18 protein-coding genes are annotated in these 19,823 nt (G+C 69.9%); 4 read left to right on the forward strand and 14 right to left on the reverse strand.

Going from position 1 to position 19,823, the window contains the following annotated elements; genetic code table 11:
- Positions 1–67: 67 nt before the first annotated feature.
- On the reverse strand, positions 68–904 hold the full coding sequence (locus ASF63_RS10860; RefSeq protein ID WP_056513560.1) for an aldo/keto reductase: 837 nt from the start codon (positions 902–904) through the stop codon (positions 68–70).
- Between the two features lie 9 nt (positions 905–913).
- Complete coding sequence (locus ASF63_RS10865) at positions 914–2,101, reverse strand: heparan-alpha-glucosaminide N-acetyltransferase domain-containing protein (protein WP_235560771.1); 1,188 nt, start codon at positions 2,099–2,101, stop codon at positions 914–916.
- A 25-nt stretch (positions 2,102–2,126) separates the two neighbouring features.
- On the opposite strand from ASF63_RS10865, the gene hrpA reads away from it, so the two are divergent.
- Both hrpA and ASF63_RS10875 read left to right on the forward strand, forming a co-directional pair.
- Entirely contained in the window at positions 2,127–6,029 is a 3,903-nt protein-coding gene (hrpA, locus tag ASF63_RS10870; RefSeq protein ID WP_056513563.1) for an ATP-dependent RNA helicase HrpA, read from the forward strand.
- 9 nt (positions 6,030–6,038) lie between these two features.
- Positions 6,039–6,983, forward strand: a complete 945-nt coding sequence (locus ASF63_RS10875; RefSeq protein WP_056513566.1) for a quinone oxidoreductase family protein — start codon at positions 6,039–6,041, stop codon at positions 6,981–6,983.
- A 4-nt stretch (positions 6,984–6,987) separates the two neighbouring features.
- On the opposite strand, the gene ASF63_RS10880 is transcribed toward ASF63_RS10875, so the two are convergent.
- The 12 genes from ASF63_RS10880 to ASF63_RS10935 all read right to left on the reverse strand — a co-directional run bounded on the left by ASF63_RS10880 (position 6,988) and on the right by ASF63_RS10935 (position 17,714).
- Positions 6,988–7,272, reverse strand: coding sequence for a WXG100 family type VII secretion target (locus ASF63_RS10880; protein ID WP_056513569.1), 285 nt, complete (start codon positions 7,270–7,272; stop codon positions 6,988–6,990).
- Positions 7,269–7,754 (reverse strand): hypothetical protein, encoded by a 486-nt coding sequence (locus ASF63_RS10885; protein WP_056513572.1) that lies wholly within the window; start codon positions 7,752–7,754, stop codon positions 7,269–7,271. The genes ASF63_RS10880 and ASF63_RS10885 overlap by 4 nt, the downstream gene beginning before the upstream one ends.
- A complete protein-coding gene (locus ASF63_RS10890) occupies positions 7,751–8,140 on the reverse strand; it encodes a hypothetical protein (RefSeq protein ID WP_157534315.1) in 390 nt (129 codons plus the stop codon). The genes ASF63_RS10885 and ASF63_RS10890 overlap by 4 nt, the downstream gene beginning before the upstream one ends.
- A gap of 92 nt (positions 8,141–8,232) precedes the next feature.
- On the reverse strand, positions 8,233–8,556 hold the full coding sequence (locus tag ASF63_RS10895; RefSeq protein WP_056513577.1) for a hypothetical protein: 324 nt from the start codon (positions 8,554–8,556) through the stop codon (positions 8,233–8,235).
- A gap of 218 nt (positions 8,557–8,774) precedes the next feature.
- Entirely contained in the window at positions 8,775–9,383 is a 609-nt protein-coding gene (locus tag ASF63_RS10900) for an alkylhydroperoxidase domain protein (RefSeq protein WP_056513580.1), read from the reverse strand.
- Positions 9,380–10,000 (reverse strand): CMD domain protein, encoded by a 621-nt coding sequence (locus ASF63_RS10905; protein WP_056513584.1) that lies wholly within the window; start codon positions 9,998–10,000, stop codon positions 9,380–9,382. The genes ASF63_RS10900 and ASF63_RS10905 overlap by 4 nt, the downstream gene beginning before the upstream one ends.
- Positions 9,997–11,016, reverse strand: coding sequence for a putative FMN-dependent luciferase-like monooxygenase (locus ASF63_RS10910; RefSeq protein WP_056513587.1), 1,020 nt, complete (start codon positions 11,014–11,016; stop codon positions 9,997–9,999). Before ASF63_RS10910 ends, ASF63_RS10905 begins: the two co-directional genes overlap by 4 nt.
- Positions 11,013–12,641: a dipeptide ABC transporter ATP-binding protein gene (locus ASF63_RS10915; RefSeq protein ID WP_056513591.1), complete on the reverse strand. Its 1,629-nt coding sequence runs from the start codon at positions 12,639–12,641 to the stop codon at positions 11,013–11,015. Before ASF63_RS10915 ends, ASF63_RS10910 begins: the two co-directional genes overlap by 4 nt.
- Complete coding sequence (locus ASF63_RS10920; RefSeq protein WP_157534316.1) at positions 12,638–13,531, reverse strand: ABC transporter permease; 894 nt, start codon at positions 13,529–13,531, stop codon at positions 12,638–12,640. Before ASF63_RS10920 ends, ASF63_RS10915 begins: the two co-directional genes overlap by 4 nt.
- On the reverse strand, positions 13,528–14,475 hold the full coding sequence (locus ASF63_RS10925) for an ABC transporter permease (RefSeq protein WP_056513594.1): 948 nt from the start codon (positions 14,473–14,475) through the stop codon (positions 13,528–13,530). The genes ASF63_RS10920 and ASF63_RS10925 overlap by 4 nt, the downstream gene beginning before the upstream one ends.
- Positions 14,476–14,497: 22 nt before the next feature.
- Complete coding sequence (locus tag ASF63_RS10930) at positions 14,498–16,132, reverse strand: TIGR04028 family ABC transporter substrate-binding protein (RefSeq protein ID WP_056513596.1); 1,635 nt, start codon at positions 16,130–16,132, stop codon at positions 14,498–14,500.
- A 169-nt stretch (positions 16,133–16,301) separates the two neighbouring features.
- Entirely contained in the window at positions 16,302–17,714 is a 1,413-nt protein-coding gene (locus tag ASF63_RS10935) for an NtaA/DmoA family FMN-dependent monooxygenase (RefSeq protein WP_056513599.1), read from the reverse strand.
- A gap of 120 nt (positions 17,715–17,834) precedes the next feature.
- Here ASF63_RS10935 and ASF63_RS10940 point away from each other — a divergent pair, with 120 nt between their 5' ends.
- Together ASF63_RS10940 and ASF63_RS10945 are read left to right on the forward strand one after the other, a co-directional pair.
- Complete coding sequence (locus ASF63_RS10940) at positions 17,835–18,527, forward strand: alpha/beta hydrolase (RefSeq protein WP_056513601.1); 693 nt, start codon at positions 17,835–17,837, stop codon at positions 18,525–18,527.
- Positions 18,524–19,816 carry an O-acetylhomoserine aminocarboxypropyltransferase/cysteine synthase family protein gene (locus tag ASF63_RS10945; RefSeq protein WP_056513604.1) on the forward strand — a complete coding sequence of 431 codons (1,293 nt, stop codon included), beginning with the start codon at positions 18,524–18,526 and terminating at the stop codon, positions 19,814–19,816. Before ASF63_RS10940 ends, ASF63_RS10945 begins: the two co-directional genes overlap by 4 nt.
- The last annotated feature ends 7 nt before the right edge of the window (positions 19,817–19,823 follow it).

Here is a 19,823-nt window from a genome sequence, read left to right on the forward strand (position 1 = left end):
GCTACTCACGACGACGCCCCGTGTCGCGAGAAGCGACACGGGGCGTCATCTGTCGAAACGGAACGCCTCAGTTGACGTCGTTCGGGTGCGAGCCGACACGACCCGAGCCGTCGAGCGGGTCGAGGGCGTCGATCGATGCGACCTCGGCATCGGTCAGCTCGAAGCCGAACACGTCGAGGTTCTCGCGCAGGCGCTCGGCGCGCACGGACTTCGGGAACACGATGAAGCCCTTCTGCAGGTGCCAGCGCAGCACCGCCTGCGCGGGGGTCACGCCGTGGGCGGCAGCGGCCTCGGCGATCGCGGGAGTGCCGAACAGGTCGTACTTGCCCTGTCCGAGCGGACCCCACGACTCGATGCGGATGCCGTGCTCGGTCGCCCAGGAGACGACGTCGCGCTGCTGGTAGGCAGGGTGCAGCTCGATCTGGTTGACCGCGGGGGTCACGCCCGTCTCGGAGACCACGCGCTCAAGGTGCGGCACGAGGAAGTTCGAGACGCCGATGCTGCGCGTGAGACCGGCGTCGCGCAGCTCGATGAGCTTCGCGAACGCGTGCACGTAGTCGTCCTTCGCGGGGGTCGGCCAGTGCACGAGGTACAGGTCGACGGCGTCGAGGCCGAGCTTCTCGAGGCTCTCGGCGATCGCCGCGTTCGGCTCGTCGTCGTGGTGACGGTCGTTCCACAGCTTCGTGGTGATGAACAGCTCGTCGCGGGCGATGCCGGATGCGGCGATGGCCGCGCCGACGCCCTCTTCGTTGCCGTAGATGGCTGCGGTGTCGATGTGGCGGTAGCCGATCTCGAGAGCCTCGCTCACGGCCCGCTCGGTCTCGTCGGCCGGAACCTTGAACACCCCGTAGCCGAGCTGCGGGATGGAGTGGCCGTCGTTCAGTTCGAGTGCAGGAATCGTCATGATCCCACCCTACGACCCTGTGATGACAGGCGGCCGCCCCGGTACCGAAGCCATCTTCTGCGCGGCCCTGCCCACCAGCCGTTCGAGGGGCCCTCGCCCCACCAGGATCGACCACAGCGTCGTGGCCAGGAGCAGGCAGATCGTCGTCGCAGCCCAGAAGACGTTGCTCGAGAAGAACCCGCCGGGGCCGCCGATCAGCGCGACCGACAACACGTGCGCGCTATATGCCGTGAGCGGCATGGATCCGAGTGCACCCAATGGGAGCAGCACCCAGCGCAGCGGACGACTGAGCAGCACGCACAGCGCGATGACACACAGGGCGAAGCCGCCGGAGCCGAGGATCTCGGCCGTGCCGCCGGAGTGCGGATCGACTCCGAAGATCGCTCGGAGCACCGCCCCCAGCGGATCCGCTGCGGCGAGCGCATCCGGGTAGGTGCTCCATCCCGATGCCGCTCCTGAGCCCTGAGCCCACCCTCCCTTCGAGGACGAGCCGGTGATCCCCGCGACCGCTCCGACGAGGCCGAGTCCGTAACCGGTGATCATGAGGCCGACGCCCGCGCCGAAGGTGATGGCAGCGGTCTCGAGCTTCTCGACGTGCAGCCGCCCGAGGGCCATGCCCGCCAGCACGAAGGCGAGCCATGCGGTGATCGGGTACGAGCCGTAGAGCACGAGGCTGATGCCGGCGCCGTAGGGGTTGAGGGTCAGGGCGGCGAGCAGCGCCAGCAGCGCCGGCGCCGCGAGCGCGAGGATGCCCGCGGTGATCAGCAGCTTCCAGGGCTGCCACCGCAGGAAGGGGATGACGGCGACGTAGAGCAATCCGTACAGGGTGAGGATCACCGCGATCGGGGTGTTCAGCATCTCGAGCGCGAGCCCGATCACGAAGATCACCGCACCGCGTCCGACGAGCTGCAGACGGATCGTCGGCATCCGCTCGGGAGCAGGCAGCGTGCTTCTCCCCGTCATCAGCGCGATCGAGAGTCCCGCGAGCACCGCGAACAGGATCGACGATCGCCCGTGCACGAGATCGGTCCAGGTCGACAGGTCGAACGGGTCGAACGCCTCGGTCTCGCCGATGTGCGCCCCGGCCATCCCCAGGATCGCGAGTCCTCTCGCGACGTCGAGACCGAGGATGCGGGGAGCCCGCCCGAACTCGTGGAACCACCGCGTTGCGGGAAGGGCTGTCGACACAGTGCTCACGGATGAATCGTACGATGGGAGTGCTATGTCCTCCCCCGTGATCATCTATCCTCCCGAGCTGCCCGTCAGCGCCGCCAAGGACGAGATCGCCGACGCCATCCGCGACAACCAGGTCGTGATCGTCGCGGGCGCCACGGGGTCGGGCAAGACGACTCAGCTGCCGAAGATCTGCCTCGATCTCGGCCGCGAGCGCATCGCGCACACGCAGCCCCGCCGGCTCGCGGCCCGCACGATCGCCGAGCGTGTGGCCGAGGAGCTGCAGGTGGAGCTCGGAACCCTCGTCGGCTACAAGGTGCGCTTCACCGACAAGGTGTCGGATGAGACGCGCATCGCGCTGATGACGGACGGCATCCTGCTGAACGAGATCCACCGTGACCGGCTGCTCCGCCGCTACGACACGATCATCATCGACGAGGCGCACGAGCGCTCGCTCAATGTCGACTTCCTGCTCGGGTATCTCGTGCGCATCCTGCCGGAGCGCCCCGACCTCAAGGTCATCATCACGTCGGCGACGATCGACCCCGAGAGCTTCGCCCGGCACTTCGCGACGCCGCAGGGCGAGCCCGCACCGGTCATCGAGGTGTCGGGACGCACGTACCCGGTCGAGATCCGCTACCGGGCGCAGACGGAGGAGACCGAGGAGTCCGACGAGGTGACCGCGATCGTCGCGGCGCTGCGCGAGCTCGACAGGGAAGAACCGGGCGACGTGCTGGTGTTCCTCCCCGGCGAGGCTGAGATCCGGGATGCGGCGGATGCCGTGCGCGGCGCGTATTCGAAGGACCGCTCCCCCACCGAGGTGCTGCCGCTCTACGGGCGCCTGTCGGCCGCCGAGCAGCATCGGGTGTTCGAGAAGAGCCGGGTCGCCGGAGTGCGTCGCCGCGTGGTGCTCGCCACGAACGTCGCCGAGACCAGCCTCACGGTGCCGGGCATCCGCTACGTGATCGACACCGGCACCGCGCGCATCTCGCGCTACAGCAGTCGATCGAAGGTGCAGCGTCTGCCGATCGAGGCGATCTCGCAGGCCTCCGCGAACCAGCGCTCCGGCCGGGCTGGTCGCACGAGCGACGGCATCGCGATCCGTCTGTACAGCGAAGAGGACTTCGACAAGCGGGCGGAGTTCACCGAACCCGAGATCCTGCGCACCTCTCTCGCCTCCGTCATCCTGCAGATGCTGTCGCTCGGGTTCGGCGACATCACGGCGTTCCCGTTCCTGACCCCGCCCGATTCCCGCGGCGTGAAGGCGGCCGTCGACCTGCTCACCGAGCTCGGCGCGGTGAGCGGCAGCGGCGACTCTCCTCGTCTCACTCGCATCGGCCGCGACATCTCGCGCATCCCGATCGACCCCCGCTTCGCCCGCATGCTCATCGAGGCGGGGCGCACCGCATCGGGTTCGTCGAACGTCACGCGCGACGTGCTCGCGATCGTGGCGGGGATGTCGATCCAAGACGTGCGCGAGCGTCCTTCGCAGGATGCCCCGCAGAGTGTGCGCGACGAGGCCGACCGGATGCACGCGCGCTTCGCCGACCCGACGAGCGACTTCCTCTCGATCCTCAACCTCTGGAACCATCTCAGGGAGCAGCAGCGCGAGCTCGGCTCGAGCGCGTTCCGTCGCCTCTGCCGCTCCGAGCACCTCAACTACGTCCGAGTGCGCGAGTGGTTCGACGTGCACCGCCAGCTGCGATCGCTCGTCAGGGAGAAGGATGCCGGAGGCTCCGGCACCGCGGATCCGGATGCGATCCACCGCGCCCTGCTCGCCGGCCTGCTGTCGCAGATCGGCATCCTCGACGAGCGGAACACGCCCAGCCGCGGCCAGAGCAAGACCCCGCCGAAGGATGCCAAGCGCCGTCAGGCCGAGTATCGCGGCGCCCGCGGCATCCGCTTCTCGATCTTCCCCGGATCGGCCCTGCGCAAGAAGAGCCCGCCGGCAGTCATGGCCGCAGAGATCGTCGAGACGTCCCGCACCTACGCACGCACGGTCGCCGCGATCGATCCGGCCTGGGCCGAGGCGCTCGCCGGCGACCTCGCGAAGCGCCAGGTCACCGAGCCCCACTGGTCGAAGGATGCAGGGGCCGCCGTCGCCTACGAGAAGGTGACCCTGTTCGGCGTCGAGATCATCCCGCGCCGCCGCGTGCAGTTCGCCCGGATCGACCGCCCCGCCTCACGCGAGCTGTTCCTCCGGCACGCGCTGGTGGAGGGCGAATGGGATCCGACGCGCATCGACAAGCGGGTGAGCGCGTTCTGGCGCAGCAACGCCGAGCTGCGCAAGCGCCTCGAGAAGCTCGAGGAGAGGGAGCGCCGCCGCGACATCCTCGCGGGCGACGAGGCGGTCTTCCGCTTCTACGACGAGCGCATCCCGGCCGACGTCTTCGACGTGCGCTCGTTCGAGAAGTGGTGGCGCGAGCAGCTCGCCACGACCCCGAAGCTGCTCGTGATGCGCGAGGCCGACCTTCTCGACGACGACAGCCGTGCCGACCAGAACGAGTTCCCCACCAGGTGGACGCAGGGCGATCAGGTGCTCGGGCTCGCGTACCGCTTCGAACCGGGCGCGGCAGACGACGGCGTGAGCGTCGTGATCCCGCTCCCCCTGCTCGCTCAGATCGAGGACCGGGGCTTCGACTGGCAGGTGCCGGGGCTTCGTGCGGAACTCGTCACGGGTCTGCTGCGCGCGCTGCCGAAGGCGATCCGTCGTCACGTGGTCCCCGCTGCGGACTGGGCGGACAAGTTCGGCGCCGAGCTCACGGGAGAAGGTCCGGAGTCGCACGGGGGCCTGCCCGGCCGCACGCTCAAAGAGGCACTCGCCCGCCTGATCCAGCCGCTCGCGAACCAGCTCGTCTCTGCGGCCGACTTCGAGGACGACCGGGTGCCGGCGCATCTGCGCATGAACTTCCGTGCCGTCGACGAGCGTGGGCGCGTCGCGGGATCGAACCGCGACCTCAGCACACTGCAGGCCGAGCTCGCCGACCGGGCGCGCAGCAGCGTGGCACGATCGATCGCGGCCCCGCCCCGCCGCCCCGGCCCGTCGACAGGACCGCAGCCCGCTGCCGCCGCCGCCTCGATCGAGAAGGACGGTCTCACCACCTGGACCTTCGGCGACCTGCCCGACGTGCTCGACACACGCGTGGCCGGCGGCGTCGTCCGCGGCTACCCCGCGATCGTCGATCAGGGCAAGACCGTCTCGGTGCGCGTGGAGTCCACGGCGGATGCGGCGGTCGCAGCCACCCGTGCGGGCGTGCTGCGCCTGGTGCTGCTCGGTGTGCCGTCGCCGTCGTCCTACGTGCAGCAGCACCTCACGAGCCAGGAGAAGCTCGCGCTCGCGGCGTCGCCGTACCAGTCGGCCGCGGCGCTCATCGAGAACTGCCGAGCAGCCGTCGTGCAGAACCTGATCGACCGGGCGCACCCCGGCGGCATCATCCGCACCGAGGCCGAGTTCGTGAGCGTGCGCGACGCCGTGTCGGCATCGCTCGTCGACCAGCTGTTCGCGTGCGTGTCTCTCGTCGCCCGCATCCTCACCAAGACACGTGACGTCGAACGCGGCATCAAGTCGCAGAACTCGCTCGCGCTGCTCGGGCCCCTCAATGACATTCGCACGCAGCTCTCGGGCCTGCTGCACCCTGGGTTCGTCTCGGCGGCAGGCGTCGAACGCCTCGCGCACTTCCCGCGCTACCTCGACGGGATGCTCGATCGGCTGAAGACGCTGTCGAGCGAACCCGGCAAGGACCGCACCCGCATGAGCGAGTTCGAGCGCATGGCGAAGGTGTTCGAGGATGCCGGGGGCACGATCCCGCTCGCTCCGCATGCCTCGCCCGCGCTCGTCGAGACGCGCTGGCTGCTCGAGGAGTATCGCGTGAGCGTGTTCGCGCAGCGTCTCGGCACCGCACAGCCGGTCTCCCCGCAGCGCATCATGAAGGTGCTGTCCGCACGGGGGTAGCCTGAAGCCATGGCTCGCGCGATCGTCTACACAGAGTTCGGTTCCCCTGACGTGCTGCATCTGATCGAGACCCCCGATCCGATCGCCCTGAGCGGCGAGGCGGTGGTGCGCATCGAAGCCGCAGGCGTCAACCCGATCGATGCCAAGCTCCGCTCGGCCACGCGCCCGTCGCCGCCCATCACCGAACCGCGCGGCGTGGGCTTCGACGGCGCCGGCGTGATCGAGTCTCTCGGCGACGACGTCGACGCCTTCGCGGTGGGCGACCGCGTGGCGATCCGCGACACGGTCGGCACCTACTCGAGCCTGCTCGCCGTGGCGGTCGACAAGCTCGTCGCCCTCCCCGATTCGGTCACCGCGGCGGAGGGCGCCGGCATCGGCATCCCCGCGGGAACGGCCTACCAGGCGCTCCGCTCGCTCGGCGTCACGGAGCGCGACGTGCTGCTCGTGCACGGCGGCTCAGGCTCCGTCGGGCAGGCGGCCGTGCAGTTCGCCGTCGCCTGGGGCGCGACCGTGATCGCCACCGCAAGCCCCGCCCGTCACGATCAGCTGCGCGAACTCGGTGCGATCCCGGTCGCCTACGGCGAGGGGCTTCTCGAGCGCGTGCGCGAGGCGGCTCCGGAGGGCGTCACCGTCGCACTCGACTGCGCCGGCACCGATGAGGCCATCGAGGTGTCGCTCGAGCTGGTCGCCGACCGCGACCGCATCGCGACGATCGTGCGTGGACCGGACGCCGCATCCTTCGGCATCCGCGCCTTCTCCGGCGGCTCCCCCGTGCCGCTGACCGAGCAGGAACTCGCGTGGCGAGCCGAGGCCCTCGCGGCGACCGTCGACCTGCTCGCGGCGGGCGACTTCACGATCGAGCTCGGCCCCGAGCTTCCTCTCACCCAAGCCTCGCGGGCCCACGAGCTCGTGGAGTCCGGCGCCGCCTCGGGGAAGATCGTCCTGATCCCGTAACGCCTCAGGACCAGACGTCTGCGGCGGTGTCGGCAGTGCTCATGGAGATGGAGTTCGCGGCGATCAGTCGGCGCGTGGCTTCGGCGAGCAGGGCTTTCATGCTCCCGATCGCGGTGGACCACTCCTGTTGTGCCCGGTCGTAGGCGCGTTGTGCCTGCCCGTCCCATGAGGACCTCAGACGGTCGACTTCGGAATCGAGGGCGTCGAGTTCGTGCTCGAAGGCCTTCACGCTGAGCGCGAGCCGCGCGACCGTATCCGCGACGGCGTCGTGACGAACGGAGACCTTCATCGTTCCTCCGAGAGGTCCTGTGTGAGGTCGAGCTCGCGCAGGACATAGGGCTGAGAGACGGCTTCGGTGAGGTAGAACGTGGAGAAGATCCCCGCGGCCTCGTCGGCGGTGAAGACCTCGTTCGCGAAGACTCGGATGGCGCGTTTGTCGCTCATCGGGATGAGAGTGGTCGCGCCGTGTGCCGACTCGGGCCTGCCGACCGTGTAGAGGTGGTGCTCCCCGTCGGGACCGGGAAGCCGCACTTCCACCGTCATCGCGTCGGCCGAGCCCGCGGCCTGCATGGATGAACCGTTCGCGGGTTCGAGGTAGCCGTCGGTCCTTGTGGGGTCAGCGCCGCGCCAGATCGAGTATGTGTAGTCCTTGTGGGCATCCAGCCACTCCAGCGTGCGTCGGAGCCGCTCGGGGATCGTTAGGTACTCGTCCGCCAGCCAGCCGATTCGGCCGTCGTCCGCGGCCTGGACGAAGGGTCCATAGAGCGTCATCGTTCCTCCGAGAGTTCGTTCGAGAGATCCAGCTTGCGAAGCACGTACGGCTGCGAGACGGCATCGGTCAGGTAGTAGGTGTAGAAGATCACCGCGGCTTCGTCGGCGGTGAAGACCTCGTTCGAGAACACCCGCACCGCGCGGTCGTCGCTGATAGGGATGAGAGTGGTCGTGCGGTCTGCGGGCTCCGGCCGTCCGACCGTGTACAGGTGCGACTCACCGTCGGGGCCGGGAAGCCGCACCTCGACAGTCATAGCGTCAGCGGAGCCCGCGGCCTGCATGAACGAATCATTTGCCGGCACGCGGAATCCGATGGCGCTCGAAGGATCGGAGCCCGGCCAGATGATGTACGTGTACTTGCCGTCGCCGTCAAGATGTCCAAGCATGAGGCGCAGGTGATCGGGGATCGGGCGATAACCGTCCGTCACCCACCCCTGCATCCCGCTTGGAGACTGCTCGCCGTGAGTAAACGGTGCTCTCATGGAATGTCCTTACTGTCCACCCGTGTGATGAGGATGTCCTCGCCGTCCATCTTTCCGTGCGCTGGTGTGCCCGCGTTCACCGCGTCATCGAACTGTCGCTGTGTGCTTCCTGGCCTGTTGTATGCCTCGATCGCATTGCCGGACTTCACCTCCACGCCCGTATAGGTATTCGGCCCGTCGTTATTGTTCACAAGCCCGTCGTAGAAGCGCCCATTCTGCGGAGAACCCTCGTAGTCGACTTTGATCTTCGAGCGGATCACCTCGACTTTGAAGTCTTGGGCGTACTCCGTGAGGCCGATCTTCTCTTTATCGACCCACAAGGGATCGTGCTGGCCCTTCGCGAACTTGCCTTCGTAGTCGCGACACGTCGGTGTCGACGTCGTACGAAGTTCCGCCCCGAGGTGCCATGCGTCGACGCTAGCAAGCTATACGTCGTCATATGAGGACATGCAGGAGTATGCCGATACTCTCGCAAAAGCGATCAGCCCCCTCCGGCCGCGAGACGGCCGGAGGGGGCTGGCGCAGAACTCGCGCTGTTTCAGGCAGGTGCGACGGGGCGACCGATCGAGAGCATCAGACGGTTCGCCCAGTTGAAGAACGCCGCGCCGTGGATGACGTCGGCCACTTCGAGGTCGTCGAGCCCAGCTGCGCGCAGGCGCGCGATCTCGTCGGGGCCGAAGGCGCTCGGGGTGTCGGTGAGGGCGACGGAGGCGGCGACCACCGCGTTCCACCGCTCGCCGAGGTCGGCGTCCACACCCTCGTCGAGCAGGAGATCGACGTCGTCGACCCGCTTGCTGTGGTGCGCCGCGAAGCGCGCGTGAACCGAGGCGCAGAACACGCAGCCGTTGCGGCGCGAGGCCGCGGTCGCCGACAGCTCGCGCTCCGCACGCGGAAGACCCTCAGCGGCGTTGTAGAAGATGTCCTTGTCGACGAGCGTGCGCGCCTTGAGCACCTCGGGGTCGCGCGCCAGCAGCCGGAAGTAGTCGTTCTTCGCGCGGGAGGCGTCGACGAGTCCGTCGTAGTGGCGCTCGGTCAGGTCCTCCTCGGCAAGAGGGGGAAGATGGGGCGTCCACCCGACCTCGGCACGGGTGAAGGCCTCGGGGTGCGGTGAATCGTTGCGCACAAGGTCGTGCAGAAGCTCGGTCACGCTGCCTCCTCCTCGGAGTCGGATGCCGCGGCGATGCCGGCGGCTGCGAGAACCCTCAGGCCGGTGATGACGCGCTGCTGGAACGCGAGGAACGAGACGAGCTGCGAGAGGGTGACGATGCCGTCGGCCGACCACCCCGCATCCACCAGCCGCTGGATGTCGACGGCTGCGGATTCGCGCGGCCGGAACACGAGCAGGTGCGTGTGCGCGAGGGCGGCGGCGAGCCGCTCGCCGAGCACCTCTGCAACCTCGGGCGACGGCGTGTAGCGCTCGCCCTCGGTGTTCTCGTCCTGCAGGCCCGCCTCGGTGTACGAGCCGAAGGGTCCCGTCACCGCGGCGTCCGTGGCCTCGGCGATCACGACGGTCGCGCGCTGCGGGTCCACCGCCAGCGCCCGGTCCGCGTAGAACGTGCCCGTCGCATCCGTGTCGCCGGCGAGGCGCGTGGCGAACGCGGCGATCAGCTCGCGCTCGGCCTGCGAGACCTCCTCCGTCGACACCGGCGCGAAGAGCGCGTCGAAGCTCGCCTGCAGTTGCTCCCTGGTGACGGGGCGGCGGCGCCGCAGAGCATCCAGCTCGGGCGTCACCCCTACGATCTGGTCGACGATGTCGGTGGTCATGCCTTCTCCTTGATGGTGTCGGTGAGGGTGTAGCCGAGGGCCGGGGCAACCTGCTCGGCGAAGAGCTCGATCGAGCGCAGCACGTGCTCATGCGGTGCGTCGACGGAGTGCACCTGGAACGCCACCTCGGTGGCCCTCGCCAGGGTCGCGTCGGCGGCAAGCGACTCGGCGACATGCTCGGGCGTACCGAGATGGGTGTCGAGCGCGACGATCAGCTCGTCGAGGTCGTCGCCGGGGATCGTCTGCCCCTGGCGCCGGAATCCCTCGGCGGCGCGGCGCAGTCCGACCTCCGCGAAGCGCAGGGCCTCGGCCCGATCGTCCGCGACGAAGACGGTGCGCGAGGCGGTCACGCGAGGAGCGACGCTGCCGGGCAGCGCCTCGAGGTAGGCATCGATGATCGGATCCTGCAGCGCCGAGAGCGGCGCGTGCAGCGCATCCGTCGACCGCGGCTGGGTGCGGGAGAGCAGCAGGCCGTGCCCGTGGATGCCGGCCCGATGGCCGCCCGGTGCCGAGAACGTCGCCTGCCAGATGCGGTCGGCGAGTGTGCCGGCATCCGGATAGAGGGTGTTCTCGGCGCCGATGTCTCGCCCCGAGAGGGCGTCGAGCAGCAGGCGGAGCTTGCGGTCGTAGGTCGGCGCCTTGTCGCGCACGTCCTCGCCGAACGGCACGAACGACGACGGCGTCCCTCCGCTTCCCAGGCCCAGGTCGAGGCGCCCGCCGGCGAGAAGGTCGGCGACGACGGCATCCTCGGCGACGCGCACCGCATCCTCGAGCGGCAGCGTGATCACGCCGGTGCCGAGGCGGATGCGCGACGTCTGCGCCGCGACGTGGGCGAGGAAGACGAGCGGCGACGGGAGCCCGCCCTCCGCCGCACGGAAGTGGTGCTGGGCGACCCAGGCTCGGCCGACGCCGTATCGCTCGGCGTGCCGGATCTGCTCGGCGGCCAGCGCGTACCGCTCGGCAGGGGCCGCATCGTCGAGCAGGCGCGTGAAGAAGGCGATCGTGGGGGTGGTCATGCGGGCTGCTCCGTTCGTCCGGGGACGGCTGCGAGCAGCTCCCTGGTGTACTCGTGCTGCGGGGCGTGGAAGAGCTCCTCGGTGTTGCCCTCCTCGACGATGCGGCCTCGGCGCATGACCGAGACCGTGTGGCTGATCCGGCGCACGACCGCCAGATCGTGCGAGATGAACAGGTAGGTCAGACCGAGCTCGGCCTGAAGCGAGGTGAGCAGTTCGAGGATGCGCGCCTGCACCGTCACGTCGAGGGCCGAGACCGCCTCGTCGAGCACGACGATCTCGGGGTCGATCGCCAGCGCCCTGGCGATCGCCACACGCTGGCGCTGGCCGCCCGAGAGCTCGCGGGGAGTACGCGCGGCGACGTCGCTCGGCAACGACACCCGGTCGAGCAGCGCGAGCGCCCGGTCCTTGCGCTCGGCACGCGAGCCGACGCCGAAGTTCTGCAGCGGCTCGGAGATGATGTCGACGATCTGCTGCCGCGGGTCCAGAGACGCGAACGGGTTCTGGTAGACCAGCTGGATGCGCCGGCGCAGCGCCCGCAGCCTCTGACCCGACAGTCCGGTCACGTCTTCGCCGTCGATCTCGATGGCACCGGCATCCGGCTGATGGAACCGTGTGATCAGACGCGCGGTGGTCGTCTTGCCCGACCCCGACTCCCCCACGAGCGCATGCGTGGTTCCCCGGCGGACGCGGAACGAGACGTCGTCGACAGCACGGAAACGCTCGCGCCCGGCGACCCTGAACTCCTTGACGAGCCCTGTTGCGGTGATCGCGAACGGGTTCTCGGCGGCCACTGCCGCCGCATCCCGCAGGAAGGGCGGAGCCTCTGGCCTGCGGAACCCCGTGATGAACGCCGGGGCATCGGCGAGCAGCTGCTTCGTGTAGGCGTCCGACGGCGCCGCGAGCACGGCCTCGCTCGCGCCCTGCTCGACGATGCGCCCGTCTTTGAGCACGACCAGGCGCTGGGCGCGATCCGCGGCGACCCCGAGGTCGTGGGTGACCAGCAGGATGCTCGTCCCCTCGTCGCGGCGCAGCTCGTCGAGCAGGTCGAGCACCTTGCGCTGCACCGTGGCATCCAGGGCGCTGGTCGGCTCGTCGGCGATCAGCAGTCGGGGTCGCAACGCGATCGCCGATGCGATGAGCACCCGCTGCCGCATGCCGCCGGAGAGCTCGTGCGGATACTGGCGCACACGCAGGTCGGGGTCGTCGATGCCGACGCGATCGAGCAGCTCGATCACCCGCGCCCGACGCGCACGACGGTCGCGGTGCCCGTGCAGTTTCAGCACCTCTTCGACCTGAGCGCCGATCGGGCGCACGGGGTCGAGGGACGTCACCGGGTCCTGCGGGACGAGACCGATCTCGGGCCCGCGGACGCTCCGCAGCGAGCGATCCGTCCACCCTGAGATGTCGAGGTCGCCGAGACGCACGGTGCCGCCCTCGACCCGACCGCCGGCGGGCAGCAGGCCGAGCAGCGCGTGAGCGGTCGTGGACTTGCCCGACCCGGACTCCCCCACCAGCGCCAGCGCCTCGCCCTCGGCGATCTCGAACGAGACGCCGTGCACGACCTCGCGCTGACCGCTGCGGGTGGCGTACGAGACCCTGAGGTCGTCGACGGCGAGAACGGTCATCGCGAGTTCCTTCCGATGCGGTGCGAGATGCGGTTGGCGCTGAGTACGACCGCGACCACGACGAGGCCGGGCAGAGCGGTCAGCCACCAGGCGGTGGCGGTGTAGTTGCGGCCCTCCGCGATGAGCAGCCCCCACTCCGGGGTGGGCGGCGGTGCGCCGTAGCCGAGAAAGCCCAGCGTCGAGATCGCGAGGATCGCGGTTCCGAACTGCAGAGCCGCGAGCGCGACGATCGGCGTCAGCGAGTTGGGGAGCACGTGGCGCCGCAGGACGGTGAGGAACGTGCCGCCGCTGCCGTACGCCGCCTCGACGTACTCGCTGCGCCGCACGCGTGCGACCTCCGACCTCATCAGGCGAGCGAAGGCGGCCACGCTGCCGAGGCCCACCGCGATCGCCGCGTTCACGGTTCCGAACCCGAGCAGGATGATGACGGACAGCGACAGCAGCAGACCGGGGATGGCGAGCAGCACGTCGACCACGCGCATCAGGATGTCGTCGACGACGCCGCCGAGGGCCCCGGCGATCGCTCCGAGGAGGGTGCCGAGCGCGAGGCCTACTGTGACCGCGATGAGAGCGCCGGAGAGCGAGTGCACCGCACCGTGGACGACGCGACCGAACAGATCGCGGCCGAGGGTGTCGGTGCCGAACCAGTGCGCGGCGCTCGGCGGCAGAAGCTTGTCGGCGGGGGTGCCGGTGAGCGGGTCGCCGGGCGCGAACACCCCGGGGATCAGGGCCCAGAGCACCGCGAGCGCCACGACGACGATCGCGAGGTACAGGCCCCAGGGCCGGGAACGCAGCCCTCGGGCCCGCCTGCTCGGGGCGGATGCCGCGGCATCCTGCTGCGGAGGCTCGACGGCGGGGTCGGTCGATGCGGCGATGGCGGCGACGGTCATGCCGAGACTCCTGCCTTCGAGAGGGCGCGCTGGCGGGGATCGATCAGCGGGGTGACGAGATCGACGGCGAAGCTGATGAGCACGAAGCCGAGGGCGGACAGCAGCACGACGCCCTGCAGCACGGGGATGTCCTGGTTCGACACCGCCTGCTCGGTGAGCCGGCCGATGCCGGTGCGGCCGAACACTGTCTCGGTGACGACCGCGCCGCCGACCAGCTCTCCGAACAGCACGCCGGCGACCGTGAGCGCGGGCAGCGCGGCGTTGCGCGCGACCGAGCGGGTGAGGACCCACGACGGCGGCGCACCCTTGGCGCGGACGACCGTGATGAAGGGCTGCGCCTGCACCTGATCGATCGCCCGCACCAGCACCTGCGCGAGCGGGGCCGAGATGGGCACGGCCAGAGTGAGCACCGGCAGGACGAGCCCCGCGACCGGGTCGGCGCCGACGATCGGCACCCAGCCGAGGCCGAACGAGAAGACCTGGATCAGCAGGATGCCGAGCCAGAACACCGGAACGGCGACGAAGAGTCCCGGCACCTGGCGGATGCCGTTGCGCAGCCACGCGAGCGGTGCGAGAGAGGAGAGCCCTGCGACGAGCACCGCGATCAGCAGCGCCACCACGAGTCCGAGCGCCGCCAGCAGCAGGGTCGACGGCAGCGCCTCGGCGAGCATGGTCCGCACCGGGGTGCCGAACTGCGTCGAGTATCCGAAGTCGCCCGCCACGAAGCCCAGCACCGCGTGCACGTACTGCTGCCACCAGGGCAGGTCGGCACCGTATGTGGCGCGGATCCCGTCGAGCTGCTCCGGCGACAGCCCGAGGCTGGGGTCGGAGAACTTGATCAGGGTCGCATCGCCCGGCAGCAGCTGCAGCAGGAAGAACGTGGCCGTGAAGGCCGCGATCAGAACGATCGCGGCCTGCCCGGCTCGTCGGAGGACGAAGCTCATCGATGCACCGTGTCAGTCAGGCTCAGTGCTCGGCGAGCCAGACGCCCGAGAAGGTGGGGCGACCGACCGACTCGAAGTCCACACCGTGCACGTAGGTGGCGGCGCCGTAGACCTGCGGCTCCTCGAACAGCGGGATGACGTACGCCTGCTCGGCGATGTAGTCCTGCACGGCCTGCGAGGCCTCGACCCGCTTGGCGGTGTCGGGCTCGGAGGCCACGGCCTCGAGCAGCGCGTCGAGCTCGGGGTCGTTCGAGATCAGCGCGTCACGGTTCTTCGTGTAGTACTGGCTCTTGATAACGTCGAAGTCCGCGCGTCCGACCATCGAGTGGTAGAAGCCGGTCTTGAGCGGGTCGCGGGTGTCCGCCGCGTAGGAGCCGGCGTCGGCGGGCTTCACCGTGAGCTCGACGCCAACCTTCGCGAGCTGCTGGGCGACGAGCTCGAGGGTCTGCTTCGAGAGCGGCTGCGGGGCGGCCTCGTAGACGGTGATCGACAGGCGCTCGCCATCCTTCTCGCGGATGCCGTCGGAACCGGGCTCCCAGCCGGCCTCATCGAGCAGCTTCTCAGCCTTGTCGGGGTCGTAGGCGTAGTGCTCCGACTCGTCCTTGTAGCCGAGGGCCTCCTGCGACAGCACCGACGTCGCGACCGGGTAGTTCTCGGTGAACAGGGTGTCGACGACCTCCTGCGCATCTACAGCTGCGACCAGCGCCTGGCGGACCCGGATGTCGGTGAGCAGCGGGTTCTCGGGACGCAGCGAGATGGAGTTGTTCACTCCGCGGGTCTGAGGGGCGTAGAGCGTGAAGCCCGAGCTCTCGACGCGGTCCTCGTCGAAGGCCTGCACGTAGCGCACGTAGTCGGCTTGACCGGCGAGCAGCGAGCCGATGCGCACGGAGTCCTCGGGGGTCACGAGCACGTGCACGGCGTCGAGGTACGGACGCCCCTGGTTCTCGGCGCTCTCCGGAGCCCAGGCGTAGTCTTCGCGGGCGGTCAGGGTGAACTCGGTGCCGAGCTTCTCGTCGGTGACGGTGAAGGGCCCCGCACCGATGATCGCCTCGGCGTTGCCCGCACCGAAGTCCTCGATCGTGCCGTCGAGGGTCTCGGGTGAGAGGAGTCCGGAGTTGATCGTCGACGTCGCCTGCAGGAAGCCGGGGGCGGGAGCCGAGAAGCGGAACGTGACGGTGTCCTCGTCGACGACCTCGCTGGAGGCGTAGTTGTTGATCGCCTCCGAGACGGTCAGGCCACGCTCGGCGTCGCCGAGACCGTAGGTGTCGAAGTTCTTCGCGACCGCTGCGGCATCCAGCGGCGTGCCGTCGGAGAACGTGACATCCGGCTTCAGGTTGAAGGTGTACTCGGTGGCGTCGTCGTTCACGGTCCAGTCGGATGCGATCCACGGCTCGATCTCGAGCGAGTCGGGGTTCTGCCAGGTGAGGCGCGCGGTGATGTTGTTGACCACGCCGCCGTTCGGGTAGAAGCCCGCCTGCGGCGGGTACAGGTTCGTGAACGTCTGGTGCTCCAGGTACGTCAGCGTGCCCCCGGTGATGGGGTCGCCGGCTGCGGCCGACGTGCCGGACGGCGCGGGGGACGATGCGCAGGCGGCGAGGCCCGCCGCGAGGACGAGCGGAAGCGCCACGGCTGCTGCGCGGATGAGACGGCGGGTCATGCGGGTCCTCCTGAGAAGGGATGCTGTGGTTCGTGGTGTGCGGGGGTGAAGGTCACGCTAGGGACTCCGCGACCCCGGTCGCGAATGGAGTCGTCATGCGCAGTCGCGACCTGTCACGAGGCGTCATGACCGGTCACCCGGCGCAACGCGGCGTAACGGATTCGGCGGTTCAGAGTGCGGCGAGGGATGATGCGGCGCCGTCGCGGGCCCCGACCCCGAGCCGGTCTCTGAGAGTCGGTCGGGCACCGTCACCGGCGCGGCCGAGGAGTCCCCGGCGACGGAGCTCGGGAGCGGCGAGCCGGGTGAAGGCCTCGAACTGCGCCGGCTGGAACGCCGAGAGCACGTTGAATCCGTCGGCCGCCCCCTCGCCGCGCCAGGTCTCGAAGTGGTCGGCGATCGTCGAGGCGTCGCCCACGACGAACGCGGCGGGCACGGCGTGCGCCGCGACCAGATGACGCCAGGTCAGCGCACCGCCGGTTCCCCGCCCCTCGACACGCACGCCGGCGATTCGGCCGAGCCTGTCGAGCAGTGCCTCACCGGCGTCGCCCAGCCGGGATGCGTCGTCCGCCGAGACGGCCTGATCGAAGTCGGCCGCGCGCAGCGGATCGTCCGCCGCCACCCCGAGTGCATCGGCGAGCGCCGCGACCGACCGGTTCGGCGGGAACGCGGTGCGCGCGGGCTGATGTCCCTCTGCGAGAGGCACGAGAGCGAGCAGTCGCTCGACGATGCGGTGGGCCTCGGCGTCGGAGTCAGCGACGACCGGCAGCACGGGAGCGATCACCTTCAGCGTCTCGGGCGAGCGCCCGGCGGCTGCCGCGATATCGCGCAGGTCGCGACGGGTGGCGATCGCATCCGCGATGTTCGGGGCGGCGATCAGCGCCAGATCGGCCTCGGTGGCCGCGAGCGAACGAGAGCGCGGAGAAGTGCCCGCGTGCACGATGGGGATCTGGCCCTGAGGCGGGCGCGCCACGTTCAACGGACCGGAGACCCGCACATGCGCGCCCTGCAGGTCGGCGCCGCGGAGGCCGTCGGGGTCGATCAGCACGCCCCGCTCGGCATCCGCGATCCAGGCGTCCTCGCTCCACGAGCCCCAGAGTCGGCGCAGCGCCGCGACGAACTCCTCGGCACGGTCGTACCGGGTCTCGTTGTCGGCGTGCGCGTCACGTCCGTGGTTGCCCGCCGCGCGCGGCTCCGCGCCCGTGACGAGGTTCACGCCGGCGCGACCCTGAGTGAGCACGTCGAGCGAGGCGAGCGAGCGCGCTGTCGCATACGGGTCGGCGTAGGTCGTGTTCACCGTCGCGATCAGCCCGATCCGCGAGGTGACCCCCGCGAGGAACAGCACCGCACTCACCGGGTCGATGCGCGCCAGCAGATACGGGTCGCGGAACTCGAGGTCCGGTCCCGTCGCCAGCCAGTCGCCGAAGAACAGGTAGTCGAGCCCCGCATCCTCGCCTTCGCGCGCGATGTGGCGGAGGATGTCCGCGTCCGCCGAGGGGTCGCGGTGCGCGCCCGGCTGACGCCAACCGGACGGGTACGCGCCGAGCGTGCGCACCATGGCGCCGATGATGAGGGGTTCGGTCATGCCCCCGAAAGTATGAGCGCCCGGATCCGACCGCCAACCGCCACAGAAGCGCAGCGAAACGGACCGCAACACGGCGACACATCCTCCGTGCATGTCGGTGGCCGATCGGAGGATGGGGGCATGACCACGACCTCCTCCCCCGCACTCTGGACGCCTCCCGCTCGCGTCCGCGGCACGCTCGCCCTCGTCACAGGACGCGGCGAGCGCGCAGGCGTGTACGAGCGCTTCGGCCGCCGTCTGAGCTCGGACGGCTACCTCGTCGCCGTCTTCGACGAGGATGCCGATGCCGCGAGCGCCTGGCTATCCGAGGCCACCGACACCCCGCGAGTGCTCGTCGGGTCGGATGCCGGAGCATCCGCCGTGCTCCGTCTCGCTGCGCAGGGCGTCTCCGTCGAGGCAGCGGTCGTCGCCGGAACCCTGGTGGATGCCGAGCTCGACCTGCCGTCCGCCGAGGAGCGCACGGCGTGCCCGCTGCACCTGGGCGTGCTGGCCAGCGAGGCCACCTCGGTCGACGTCGCTCCGGCCGAGCCGCTCCCGGCTCCCGCAGACCTCGCGGCGATCGAGGTCCCCGTGCTCGCCGTGCACGGCGGCGCCGACGCCGTGTCGCCGCTGCCACAGGTGATCGACGCGCTGCGCGCCGTTCCCGACCTCGAGATCGTCGAGACCGTCGACGGACTGCACGACGCGCTCAACGACCAGTCGCACCGCAGCGTCGCGGCGGCGCTCGTGCAGTGGCTCGAACGCCTGCGCGGCGGTGACGTGCACGCCGAGATCGTCCGCAGCCACCAGACGGCGGCGGTGGCGACCGCATGACCGAGTTCTCCACGCGTCAGATCCAGGCGGGCTACACCCCGGGGACTCCGCAGAACAGCGCCGTCCCGCCGATCTATCAGACGGCCGCGTACGAGTTCGCCTCGCTCGCCGATGCCGCAGACCTGTTCGCGCTGCGTACCGCCGGCAACCTGTACAGCCGCAACGCGAGTCCGACCCAGCAGATCCTCGAAGAGCGCATCGCCGCGCTCGAGGGCGGGGCGTCGGCGGTGGCCGTGGCGTCAGGCCAGGCGGCGGTCGCCGTGACCCTGCTCGCGCTCGTGGGCCGCGGAGGTCACATCGTCGCAGCCACCCAGCTCTACGGCGGCACGGTCGATCTGCTTCAGGAGACCTTCGACGACTTCGGCATCCCGGTCACCTTCGTCGATCAGGACGACCCCGATGCCTGGCGCGCCGCGATCCGGCCCGAGACGCGCGTGCTGTTCGCCGAGTCCATCGCGAACCCGATCGCCCAGGTCCTCGACATCCGTGCCGTCGCCGACATCGCGCACGAGGCCGGTGTGCCCCTCGTGATCGACAACACCGTCGGCACACCGTATCTGGTGCGACCGGGTGAGCACGGCGCGGACTTCGTGGTGCACTCCGCGACCAAGTTCCTCAGCGGCCACGGCACGTCTCTCGGCGGTGTGGTCGTCGACCAGGGCACCTTCGACTTCGGCCGCGAGCCCGCGCGCTGGCCGCACTTCACCGAGCCCTACGCACGCGTCGGGGACTTCACCCTGTGGGAGCGTTTCGGCAGCGGTCAGGCGTTCGCGGCCCTCGTGAAGTCGAAGTACGTGCACGACCTCGGCCCCTCGCTCTCGCCGTTCAACGCCTGGCAGATCCTGCAGGGCGTCGAGACGCTCGACCTGCGGGTGGCGCGGCAGACCGCCACGGCGCTCGCGCTCGCGGAGCACCTGCAGCGGCATCCGGCGGTCGCGACCGTGCACCATCCCGGGCTCGAGGGCAACCGCTGGCATCCACTCGCCCAGCGTTACCTGCCGCGAGGAGGCCCCTCGGTCTTCTCGTTCGACCTCGCCGTCCCGCTCGATGCCGAGACGCAGGGCAGCGTCGCGCGTGTGATCGACTCGCTGCGGGTCATCCGTCTCGTGGCGAACATCGGCGACGCGCGCAGCCTCGTGAACCACCCGGCGTCCATGACGCACTCGCACCTCACCGCCGAGCAGCGGGCCGCCGCAGGCATCTCGCTCACGACGATCCGGCTGTCGGCGGGGCTCGAAGACCCGGCCGATCTCATCGCCGACCTCGACCACGCGCTCGCACTGGTCTGACAGAAGG

Origin of the sequence: Microbacterium sp. Leaf320 (assembly GCF_001423485.1) — a bacterium.
Lineage (GTDB): Bacteria > Actinomycetota > Actinomycetes > Actinomycetales > Microbacteriaceae > Microbacterium.

Coding starts and splice junctions, on each gene's coding strand:
- ASF63_RS10930 (WP_056513596.1), bottom strand. CDS start 16,132: ATGACCCGCCGTCTCATCCGCGCAGCAGCCGTGGCGCTTCCGCTCGTC.
- ASF63_RS10880 (WP_056513569.1), bottom strand. CDS start 7,272: ATGAAGGTCTCCGTTCGTCACGACGCCGTCGCGGATACGGTCGCGCGG.
- ASF63_RS10925 (WP_056513594.1), bottom strand. CDS start 14,475: ATGAGCTTCGTCCTCCGACGAGCCGGGCAGGCCGCGATCGTTCTGATC.
- ASF63_RS10875 (WP_056513566.1), top strand. CDS start 6,039: ATGGCTCGCGCGATCGTCTACACAGAGTTCGGTTCCCCTGACGTGCTG.
- ASF63_RS10890 (WP_157534315.1), bottom strand. CDS start 8,140: ATGCTTGGACATCTTGACGGCGACGGCAAGTACACGTACATCATCTGG.
- ASF63_RS10915 (WP_056513591.1), bottom strand. CDS start 12,641: ATGACCGTTCTCGCCGTCGACGACCTCAGGGTCTCGTACGCCACCCGC.
- ASF63_RS10945 (WP_056513604.1), top strand. CDS start 18,524: ATGACCGAGTTCTCCACGCGTCAGATCCAGGCGGGCTACACCCCGGGG.
- ASF63_RS10885 (WP_056513572.1), bottom strand. CDS start 7,754: ATGACGCTCTATGGACCCTTCGTCCAGGCCGCGGACGACGGCCGAATC.
- ASF63_RS10905 (WP_056513584.1), bottom strand. CDS start 10,000: ATGACCACCGACATCGTCGACCAGATCGTAGGGGTGACGCCCGAGCTG.
- ASF63_RS10940 (WP_056513601.1), top strand. CDS start 17,835: ATGACCACGACCTCCTCCCCCGCACTCTGGACGCCTCCCGCTCGCGTC.
- ASF63_RS10910 (WP_056513587.1), bottom strand. CDS start 11,016: ATGACCACCCCCACGATCGCCTTCTTCACGCGCCTGCTCGACGATGCG.
- ASF63_RS10935 (WP_056513599.1), bottom strand. CDS start 17,714: ATGACCGAACCCCTCATCATCGGCGCCATGGTGCGCACGCTCGGCGCG.
- ASF63_RS10920 (WP_157534316.1), bottom strand. CDS start 13,531: ATGACCGTCGCCGCCATCGCCGCATCGACCGACCCCGCCGTCGAGCCT.
- ASF63_RS10860 (WP_056513560.1), bottom strand. CDS start 904: ATGACGATTCCTGCACTCGAACTGAACGACGGCCACTCCATCCCGCAG.
- hrpA (WP_056513563.1), top strand. CDS start 2,127: ATGTCCTCCCCCGTGATCATCTATCCTCCCGAGCTGCCCGTCAGCGCC.